Source organism: Cupriavidus sp. WS (assembly GCF_000395345.1).
Taxonomy (GTDB): Bacteria; Pseudomonadota; Gammaproteobacteria; order Burkholderiales; family Burkholderiaceae; genus Cupriavidus; species Cupriavidus basilensis_B.
The window spans coordinates 1-376 of the sequence record NZ_AQPL01000773.1; the positions used below are offsets into that span (position 1 = coordinate 1).

At 61.7% G+C, this 376-nt stretch carries 1 protein-coding gene; it reads right to left on the reverse strand.

Annotated elements, in window-relative coordinates:
- Positions 1-18: 18 nt before the first annotated feature.
- The coding region (locus K206_RS42485) for a MerR family DNA-binding protein (RefSeq protein WP_020207221.1) at positions 19-376 on the reverse strand (358 nt) is incomplete at its 5' end.

The following is a 376-nucleotide window of genomic DNA, read 5'->3' on the forward strand; positions in this document are numbered from 1 at the left end:
AACGGAAAATAAAGCACGCTAAGGCATAGCCGAACCTGCCAAGCTTGCTCCACCCTGTAGTGACGCGATCAGCGGGCAGGAAACGTTCCCCCTTCGCGCATGGCAGGCGCACACCAACTCAGACAGCACGGCCTCCATGCGCGCCAGGTCAGCCATTTTCTCGCGCACGTCCTTGAGCTTGTGCTCGGCCAGACTGCTGGCTTCCTCGCAATGGGTGCCATCCTCCAGCCGCAGCAGCTCGGCGATCTCATCCAGGCTGAAGCCCAGCCGCTGGGCTGATTTCACGAAGCGCACCCGCGTTACATCCGCCTCGCCATAGCGGCGGATGCTGCCATAGGGCTTGTCAGGCTCCAGCAACAAGCCCTTGCGCTGATAG